The organism is Congregibacter sp. (genome assembly GCF_047617445.1).
Classification (GTDB): Bacteria; Pseudomonadota; Gammaproteobacteria; order Pseudomonadales; family Halieaceae; genus Congregibacter.
This window is the reverse complement of the sequence record NZ_JBLGBE010000109.1, coordinates 1-9,299: the sequence shown is the minus strand read 5'-3', so window position 1 is coordinate 9,299 and position 9,299 is coordinate 1. Positions and strand designations below refer to the sequence as shown.

Here is a 9,299-nt window from a genome sequence, read left to right as displayed (position 1 = left end):
AATTTCGTACTTCGTCCTCTTGCAGACATTGCAGGGGAATACTGGCAGTTCGCAGACGGCTCAAGCCTTGCCCAGCGCCTTGATGCCTGCCCTCGCAATGATTTAACGCCGACCACGCTGGATTGGACGGTGATGCCGGCGGAGGGGATCAACGCGTGACGGAACTGCAACTCAGGGGCCGCAAGCCCCCTGCTTACATCGCCGTTGAAGGTCCCATTGGCGTGGGCAAAACCACACTCACGCGGCGCTTAGCAGAGACCTTTAATCACGAAATCCTTCTAGAAGAGGCAGAGCAGAATCCGTTTCTGGAACGCTTTTATCGAAACCGCAGTGAGGCCGCATTAGCCACACAGCTGTTTTTTTTGTTCCAGCGCGCACAAAAAATGCGGGAATTACGTCAGTCTGAGCTCTTCTCGCCGGTACGCGTCGCGGACTTCTTAATCGAGAAGGATCCTCTTTTCGCGCGCATCAATCTGGACAGCGATGAGTTTGAGCTCTACGAAAAGGTTTATCAGAAACTCACCATTGACGCGCCTCGACCGGACCTGGTGATTTACCTTCAGGCCCCTACAGATGTGCTGCTTGCCCGTATTGATCGAAGAGGCCTGGGGCATGAGAAAGGCATTGATCGCCGCTATCTTGAGCAACTCAACGAAGTGTACAGCGAATTTTTTCTGTACTACGATGGCGCGCCTCTGCTGATCGTCAACGCGAGTATGATTGATCTTGCCGAAGGCGATGGTGATTACCTGCAACTCGTGGACTACCTACTTGATATTCGCAGCGGTCGTCACTACTTCAATCCCACTTTTTTTGGATAGTAGGTTTTGGCTAAGATAACAATCAGCACGCTCGACAAGATGAAGGCCGCGGGCGAAAAATTCGTCTGCATTACCGCCTATGATGCAACCTTTGCGCGACTTGTAAGTGAAGCCGGCGCAGAAACCATCCTGGTGGGTGACTCCCTGGGAATGGTACTTCAAGGGCATGACAGTACGATTCCCGTGACTATCGCGGATATGGAATATCACACACGCTCTGTAAATCGGGCATCACCGCATTCTCTGGTGATTGCCGATATGCCCTTCATGACCTATAGCGACGTCACAGACGCCATGAGCAATGCAACGCGCCTGATGCAGGCCGGTGCGCAAATGGTAAAAATGGAGGGCGGTGTATGGCTGAGCGACACCATCAGCGCCTTGGTAGAAAGGGGGGTGCCAGTGTGTGCTCACCTGGGACTCACTCCCCAATCGGTCAATGCCTTTGGGGGTTATCGAGTACAGGGGCGTACACCCAAAGAAGCAAAGTCAATACTCGCCGACGCGGTAGAGATTCAGGACGCCGGAGCGAGCCTCTTGGTGTTGGAATGCATTCCTGCAGATCTGGCAACTGACATTTCCCGCAAGCTCGATATACCCGTTATCGGCATCGGTGCTGGCGCGGGTACGGATGCGCAGGTTCTCGTGATGCATGACCTGCTAGGGCTTTGCGATCACCAGCCGCGTTTTGTACAGAACTTTATGCAGGGCAAAGATAGCGTCCAGGCGGCACTACAGGCTTTTGTCACATCGGTGAAGGACGGCAGTTACCCTCGAGAAGAACACAGCTACAAATAAACCACTCGCCGGCACCGACTCTCCCAAAGCCGACAAAAATAACCAAAAGTTACAAAAAGCGCTTCCTTTAGTAACAAAATCCCCATTAAAAGGCTCGCCCAGAGTGCTTGCCCGCCCCCTGTTAAAGCTGCATACTCGATCGCCCTGAGCGGGATAACTCGCCATAATCCGGGGCCTTCGGCATAGAGGCCCCACCCTGAACGCAAGCGGGGTAAGAGCATGCTGGTAGTCGACAGCAAGACAGGTTTGCAGCATGCGCTGCAACGCCATCGCCTTGCCCAGGAGAGCATTGCCTTCGTGCCAACGATGGGCAATCTTCACGAAGGACACCTGGAGCTGGTGCGCCGAGCTAAGCAGCTTGGAGACATCGTGGTGGTCAGTATTTTTGTCAATCCCATGCAGTTCGGAGCCAACGAAGACCTCGACGCCTATCCAAGAACATTAAGCGCGGATCGCGAGAAGTTGTTTGCCGAAGGCGCGAACTACCTTTTTGTCCCTACTGAAGACGACATTTATCCAGATGGACTGAGCGCGCAAACCGTTGTGAGAGTGCCTGATCTATCAGAGACCCTCTGTGGCAATAACCGGCCAGGACATTTTGATGGCGTCTCCACAGTAGTCAGCAAGCTGTTCAACATTCTGCAGCCGCAAGTTGCCTTGTTTGGTGAAAAAGACTTCCAACAACTATCTATCATTCGAAAAATGGTCGATGACCTCTCTATGCCCATCGATATTATCGGTGTTCCTACCGTTCGAGCAGATGACGGTCTGGCACTGAGCTCACGGAATAACTACCTGACGATACCCCAACGCAGCGTCGCCCCACTGCTTCACAAGACCCTGCTGGACTGTCGGGATGCGATTGCCTGTGGCTTCGATAACTTTTTGCAGATTGAATCCCACGCCCGCATGCAATTGCTTCAGGCAGGCTTTGCCCCAGATTACTTTGCAATCCGTGACGCTCGCACTCTGCAAGCAGTAGGAGAGAACACAGAAGAGGTTGCGATTCTCGCCGCTGCACGCCTTGGCGGCACTCGCCTTATCGACAACGTGCGATTGACGCTCAACCCAGCCTCCGACTGGGGCATGCTCGCGACACCCTGATACCGACAGAGCCCTGGGGCGCATGCTCAAAACATCGCCTGAGCCAACGGCTAAGCACTCACACAGACCCAGCACGTCATCGATCATCAAGCCGGATGACTTAGACTAACGTAGACTTGTCTCGCAGCGCCGTACCTCTAGAATCAAGATCCCATATACAACATCCAATAATCAGCAATTGAGGGGCTAGCGATGTCTCACCACTTCCCTACACATCCCATTCCTGCAGGTTTTGCCGACGCGCACATCAAGCCGGAAGACTACCGCAGGATGTACGAACGATCCCTGGTTGATCGCGATGCATTCTTCGGCGACATGGCCAACGAGTTTCTCAGCTGGGACAAACCCTGGGATAGCGTCTGCTCTTTTGACTTTGTCAAAGGCGACGCCAGCTGGTTCGCGGGCGGCAAACTCAATGTCAGCGTTAACTGCATAGACCGACACCTGCCGGCGCGCGCTGAGCAGACCGCCATCATCTGGGAAGGTGATGATCCGTCCGACACCCGATCCATCAGCTATGCAGAACTCAAAGACGAAGTGTGCCGTTTAGGCAATGCGCTTCGCGCTCGCGGGGTGGGCAAAGGCGACCGGGTGTGTCTCTACATGCCGATGGTTCCCGAGGCCGCCATTGCCATGCTGGCCTGCACACGCATCGGTGCGGTACACACCATTGTTTTTGGAGGCTTCTCTCCCGAAGCGCTCAAAGATCGCATCCAGTCCGCCGAATGCTCAGCAGTAATTACCAGCGATGAGGGCTTACGCGGCGGTAAAGCCGTGCCTCTAAAGGCCAATGTGGATAAGAGCCTGGCAGATTGCCCATCAGTAACGACCTGCATCGTCGTGCGACGCACCGCTGCGAACGTGAACATGCAGGACGGCCGCGACCTGTATTACGACGAAATCACCGCTGAGCAAAGCAATGACTGCGAACCAGAATCCATGGACTCGGAAGACCCGCTGTTCATTCTCTATACCTCCGGCTCCACCGGAAAACCCAAGGGCGTGCTCCACACAACTGCCGGCTATCTCTTACAGGCCAGCATGAGCTTCAAATACGTCTTCGACTATCGGGACGGCGAAGTCTTCTGGTGCACGGCCGATGTGGGCTGGGTGACAGGGCACTCCTATATTGTCTATGGACCGCTTGCCAATGGCGCCACCACGCTGATGTTTGAAGGCGTACCTACCTATCCAGACGCGGGTCGCTGCTGGGATGTGGTAGACAAGCATCAGGTGTCTATCTTCTACACCGCGCCCACCGCGATTCGGGCACTGCAAGGCAAAGGTGACAGCTACGTTAGCCGCTCCTCTCGCAAGAGCCTCCGTATTCTGGGGACGGTGGGCGAACCCATAAACCCTGAAGCCTGGGAATGGTACTTTCACACCGTGGGCGATGGACGATGCCCCATCGTCGATACCTGGTGGCAAACCGAAACCGGTGCGCACATGATTACGCCACTGCCCGGCGCTACCCCCATGAAACCCGGCTCAGCGTCGGTGCCCTTCTTTGGTGTCGAACCCGCCCTCCTCGCCGAGGACGGCAGCGAAATCGAAGGGCCAGGCTCCGGCTATCTGGTCATCAAATCATCCTGGCCTAGCCAGATTCGCTCTGTGTATGGCGACCACCAACGCATGGTGGATACCTACTTTTCTAACTATCCCGGCTACTACTTTACCGGCGATGGCGCCACGCGGGATGCCGATGGCTATTACTGGATTACCGGACGTGTGGATGATGTTCTTAACGTGTCGGGGCACAGGATGGGCACGGCGGAGATCGAAAGCGCGGTCGTGCTCCATGACAGTATTGCCGAGGCAGCCGTTGTCGGTTTTCCTCACGACATCAAGGGACAGGGTATTTATTGCTACGTCACACCGATGGAAGGTGTTGAACCCAGCGACACCCTCAAAGCGGAACTCGTGCAGCTCTGTGTGGAAGAAATCGGGCCCATCGCCAAACCCGATATCATCCAATGGGCGCCCGGCCTACCAAAAACACGCTCTGGAAAAATAATGCGGCGCATTTTGCGTAAGATCGCCGAAAATGAACTGGATAGCCTGGGAGACACATCTACTCTCGCTGACCCCAGCGTGGTCGAAGACTTGATTCGTAATCGTAATGTCTAGGCCCAAGGCCTAGACAAGCATCGGCGGTGACAATCAGCGTCTTAGCTGTCGAGAAACTCAATGTTTTTGCGGATAGTCTCGTCGGTCTTGGGGCCCATCCCCCCCACGGACAGGCACTCCTTCAGCAACATCGTCGCACGAGGCTTATCACCGCTGCGTACTGCCAGATTAGCTAAGTTTAGGCACAGTGAGGGTGTTCGCAGGCCGTCATCGTAGAGACGACGGTAGATGTCCTGAGCTTCGCCGAAATTGCCCCCTCGATAAGCGGCTTCGGCTGCCCCCTCAAGACTGCGAAAAGGCTCATAACCAAGCTCCGCGGCACGGCGAAGATACCTAGCTGCCTTTGTATAATCCTGCGCTGCGTAAAGGGCCGTTGATCCTGCAATACCAAACAGGCGGCCGTCTTCTTGCTCCGACAGTGCCCGATCCATCAAGACGAGGTAACGGCTAGCTCTGTCGAGCCTCGATCGGTCAGGGTTAGCATCAACATAATGGTGCAAGGGGATGTCCAGCTTACCCCGAGCGACCGCGGCTACGGTTCCATCCACAATCTCATGAATGCTTCCCTCGTATGCAATGGTATCGTCTCGACGGAAAAGGCGCAGAATTGGATTTTCCGTAAAGCCCGTCCAGCCTTTAGACCACTCATCAGAGACCGTAACCCCGATCCAATCAAGTTGTAACTCGTCATCGCTGTAGTTACGTTGGGTCAGGTAGTAGCCATCGAAATCGGTGGAGACCATTGCCTCCCGCAGCTTGGGATAATCCTCTGGCGCGATGCGCTCGTCGGCGTCCAACACCAGAATCCAATCACCCGTAGCCGCCGCAAGACCCGTGTTTCGCGCCGCCGAAAAGTCATCAATCCAGACAAAATCCAGAACCTTATCCGCATAGCGGGCGGCTATGTCCCGGGTACCATCACGGGAGCCTGTATCAACGACAACGATTTCATCGACGTAAGGAGCAGCCGCCGCAAGAGAATCTTCGATAAAGAAGGCCTCGTCTTTGACGATCATGCAGAGCGAGAGTCGCATAAGTTAAGAATGCCTACCTAGGAAACGCAACTATAAAACACAGACAATAAAAAAGGGCGCCGAAGCGCCCCTTTGATCAAGCAAAGCGACCGATCAATCGTCGCTTGCCGCTTCTGCTGGCGCTGCTTCTTCTTCAAGCAGTTCTTTGATAGACAGCTTGATACGGCCACGCTGATCCACATCCAGGACCTTAACGCGTACTTCCTGACCTTCACTAAGGTGATCGGAAACATTCTCTACGCGCTCGTTGGCAATCTGCGAAATGTGCAGCAGACCATCTTTGCCGGGCAGAATATTGATGAATGCGCCAAAATCGACGATACGCTCTACCTTTCCGGTGTAGATAGCGCCGACTTCAGCTTCAGCCGTGATCTCTTCAATCATTGCGACTGCTTTGTCACGCGACGCCTGATCCTGACCGAAAACACGCACGGTGCCATCGTCTTCGATATCCACGGTAGCTCCGGAGTGCTCAGTGATGGAACGAATCATCGCACCACCCTTACCAATGATGTCGCGAATCTTGTCGGAATCAACCTTCAGGGTCACCATGCTCGGTGCATTCTCTGAGGTCACTTCCCGCGGCGCAGCGAGAACCGCATTCATCTGACCGAGAATATGTAGACGAGCCTGCATGGCCTGCTCGAGAGCAATCTCCATGATCTGCTCAGTAATGCCTTCGATCTTGATATCCATCTGTAAGGCGGTTACACCGTTAGCAGTACCCGCGACCTTAAAGTCCATGTCTCCAAGGTGATCTTCATCACCCAGGATGTCAGTCAGAACAGCAAACTGGTTGCCCTCTTTGACCAGACCCATAGCGATACCGGCAACAGCTGCCTTCAGTGGTACACCTGCTGTCATCATCGCAAGGGAACCCACACAGACAGATGCCATAGAGCTGGAGCCGTTTGACTCGGTGATCTCTGAGACAACGCGAATTGTGTAAGGGAACTCTTCCGGATCAGGCAGCACCGCAGCAAGACCACGACGCGCCAAGCGACCGTGACCAATCTCTCGACGGCTGGTAAAGCCAACGCGTCCTGCTTCGCCTACTGAGTAAGGAGGGAAGTTGTAGTGCAGCATGAACGGATCACGACGCTCGCCTTCTAGAGCATCAATGATTTGTGAGTCCCGGGTCGAACCCAGAGTCACAGCGCCTATAGCCTGAGTTTCTCCGCGAGTAAACAGAGCGGAACCATGAGCTTTGGCCAAAACATCCACTTCACAAGCGATTTGACGCACGGTGCGTGTATCACGACCATCAATCCGTGGCTCACCGGCAATGATGCGTTTGCGAACCAACGACTTCTCAACTTTCTTAAAGTAGTCCTTAACCAAATCGGCACTGGGGCCACCGTCGACTGCCAATTCGGCAATACAGGCTTCACGGATCTCGCCAACTCGCGCGTAACGCTCAGACTTGTCAGTAATGCGGTAGGCTTCGCCAAGATCTTCCTTCACCTTGTCGTCAACGGCGCCAAGCAGCGCTTCGTCGATGGGAGGTGCCTGCCAATTCCAGCTTGGTTTGCCAGCTTCTGCAACAAGTTCCTGCACGGCCTTGATCACAACCTGCATTTCCTGGTGCGCGAACAATACTGCACCCAGCATCTGGTCTTCGGTCAACTGATCTGCCTGGGACTCAACCATAAGTACAGCGTCTTCTGTACCGGCAACAACCATCTCAAGCTTGCTGCCTGGAAGCTGGTCGTAAGTAGGGTTAAGAATGTAACCCTCAGCATCGTTGAAGCCTACACGAGCAGCACCGATAGGCCCGTTGAAGGGACAGCCCGAAATTGCCAGAGCAGCCGACGTACCAATCATTGCGGGAATGTCCGGATCGATGTGCTTATCGGCAGACATCACGGTGCAGATCACCTGCACCTCATTCATGAAGCCATTAGGAAACAGGGGACGAATAGGACGATCGATCAAACGTGAGGTCAGTGTCTCTTTCTCACTGGGACGAGCTTCACGCTTGAAGAAACCACCGGGGATTTTACCCACAGAGTAGGCTTTCTCAATGTAATGCACAGCCAGAGGGAAAAAGTCTCGGCCTGGACGGGCTGTCTTCTCAGCGACAACGGTCACCAGAACACTGGTGTTTTCGACGGTAACGAGTACGGCGCCACTCGCCTGACGGGCGATGCGGCCTGTTTCCAGCGTGACGGTCTGACCGCCGTACTGAAAGGTTTTAGTAACTGGGTTCACAATTTTTCTCCAATTCAAAATAAAACGACCGGAGCCAAGGCCCCGGTCGTATTAGCGTTTAGCGGCGTAGGCCGAGTCGCTTGATCAGTTCAGCGTAGCGCGCTGAATCCTTACGCTTGAGGTAATCCAGCAAGTTTCTGCGCTGGTTGACCATGCGGATAAGACCGCGGCGCGAGTGATGGTCATGCTTATGTGACTCAAAGTGGTCACGAAGCTGCTCAATATTGGCGGTAAGCAGGGCAACCTGCACTTCCGGGGAGCCTGTATCACCTTCGCTCTGTTGATAGTCGCGGACGATTTCCGCTTTACGTTCTGCGTTCAAAGCCATTTCAGTTTCCTTGTAATAACCTGCACAGGCCAACCCATGACCCAGCGCATACTGCCAAAAACAGTTTCGATACGCTGGCTGCTACGGACTTCTTATCTGTAGCGTTCAAGGTCAACCCACCAAAAAAAGAGCCTGCCCGTGCAGATTTACAGACAGGTTCACGTCAACGTCCAATGGATACACGCCACAATTGGCCTGTTATTCACCGCTGACAACCAGTCGACGGGGCGCAACACGCCCGTCATCTAGAATTTCACCTAGCCCCAGAAACTCACCGGTCTCCAAAGCGACGCGCACCATACCATCACGGGGCGCATTTGGCACTAGCACCGGCTGCCCCTGACGGAGGTAAAAACCACTGGATTCGGGCAGCTTAAGCAAAGGCATATGCGCGACTGCCGTATCTGTGGGCTTAAAAAGAGCATCCATCGCAGCTAGATCCTGGCTCCCGTGAAGCGCCTCCAAAGCACCCACCGTTACACACTCTGCAAGAACAAATGGGCCAGCTTTCGTACGTCGTAAAGCGGTGACATGCCCTCCAACACCCAGTGCTTCGCCTAGATCCATAGCCAGGGAACGCACATAGGTGCCTTTAGTGCAGAGGACACGTACATCTACTTCGGCACGAGCGCCGGGTCGAAATGCTAAAACCTCGAGTGCCTTGATGGTCACCGGACGAGGTTGACGCTCTACCTCTATGCCCGCCCGAGCCAGCTTGTACAACGGCTGTCCATCACGCTTGATCGCTGAGTACATGGGTGGCAGCTGCTGTATGGGCCCGCGGAACGCCTCCAAAGCCTTTTCAATCTGCGCTAGATCCAAAGCCGACGCGTCAAACTCGTCCACAGTCTCGCCTTCGGAATCACCTGTCGCTGT

General features: G+C 54.4%; 8 protein-coding genes. 4 read left to right on the top strand and 4 right to left on the bottom strand.

Annotated elements, in window-relative coordinates:
- Positions 1 to 155 precede the first annotated feature (155 nt).
- From ACI9KD_RS16090 to acs, 4 genes are all read left to right on the top strand, one after another.
- Positions 156 to 821 (top strand): deoxynucleoside kinase, encoded by a 666-nt coding sequence (locus ACI9KD_RS16090; RefSeq protein WP_414982191.1) that lies wholly within the window; start codon positions 156 to 158, stop codon positions 819 to 821.
- A gap of 6 nt (positions 822 to 827) precedes the next feature.
- A complete protein-coding gene (gene panB / locus ACI9KD_RS16085; protein WP_414982190.1) occupies positions 828 to 1,619 on the top strand; it encodes a 3-methyl-2-oxobutanoate hydroxymethyltransferase in 792 nt (263 codons plus the stop codon).
- 219 nt (positions 1,620 to 1,838) lie between these two features.
- The gene (gene panC / locus ACI9KD_RS16080; protein WP_414982189.1) at positions 1,839 to 2,723 is read left to right on the top strand and encodes a pantoate--beta-alanine ligase; all 885 of its coding nucleotides are present in this window, start codon (positions 1,839 to 1,841) and stop codon (positions 2,721 to 2,723) included.
- 192 nt (positions 2,724 to 2,915) lie between these two features.
- Positions 2,916 to 4,850, top strand: a complete 1,935-nt coding sequence (acs, locus tag ACI9KD_RS16075) for an acetate--CoA ligase (protein WP_414982188.1) — start codon at positions 2,916 to 2,918, stop codon at positions 4,848 to 4,850.
- 41 nt (positions 4,851 to 4,891) lie between these two features.
- Here the strand turns inward: acs and ACI9KD_RS16070 are convergent, their stop codons facing one another.
- The 4 genes from ACI9KD_RS16070 to ACI9KD_RS16055 form a co-directional block, all read right to left on the bottom strand.
- Positions 4,892 to 5,884 carry a glycosyltransferase gene (locus tag ACI9KD_RS16070; RefSeq protein ID WP_414982187.1) on the bottom strand — a complete coding sequence of 331 codons (993 nt, stop codon included), beginning with the start codon at positions 5,882 to 5,884 and terminating at the stop codon, positions 4,892 to 4,894.
- 93 nt (positions 5,885 to 5,977) lie between these two features.
- Positions 5,978 to 8,095 (bottom strand): polyribonucleotide nucleotidyltransferase, encoded by a 2,118-nt coding sequence (gene pnp / locus ACI9KD_RS16065; protein ID WP_414982186.1) that lies wholly within the window; start codon positions 8,093 to 8,095, stop codon positions 5,978 to 5,980.
- Positions 8,096 to 8,153: 58 nt separating this feature from the next.
- On the bottom strand, positions 8,154 to 8,423 hold the full coding sequence (rpsO, locus tag ACI9KD_RS16060; protein WP_414982185.1) for a 30S ribosomal protein S15: 270 nt from the start codon (positions 8,421 to 8,423) through the stop codon (positions 8,154 to 8,156).
- Between the two features lie 198 nt (positions 8,424 to 8,621).
- A partial coding sequence (locus ACI9KD_RS16055; RefSeq protein ID WP_414982184.1) for a tRNA pseudouridine synthase B occupies positions 8,622 to 9,299 on the bottom strand: 678 nt, incomplete at its 5' end.

Bases quoted from the DNA above. Each gene is read 5' to 3' on its own strand.
- panC (WP_414982189.1), top strand. From the start codon at position 1,839: ATGCTGGTAGTCGACAGCAAGACAGGTTTGCAGCATGCGCTGCAACGC.
- acs (WP_414982188.1), top strand. From the start codon at position 2,916: ATGTCTCACCACTTCCCTACACATCCCATTCCTGCAGGTTTTGCCGAC.
- ACI9KD_RS16070 (WP_414982187.1), bottom strand. From the start codon at position 5,884: ATGCGACTCTCGCTCTGCATGATCGTCAAAGACGAGGCCTTCTTTATC.
- rpsO (WP_414982185.1), bottom strand. From the start codon at position 8,423: ATGGCTTTGAACGCAGAACGTAAAGCGGAAATCGTCCGCGACTATCAA.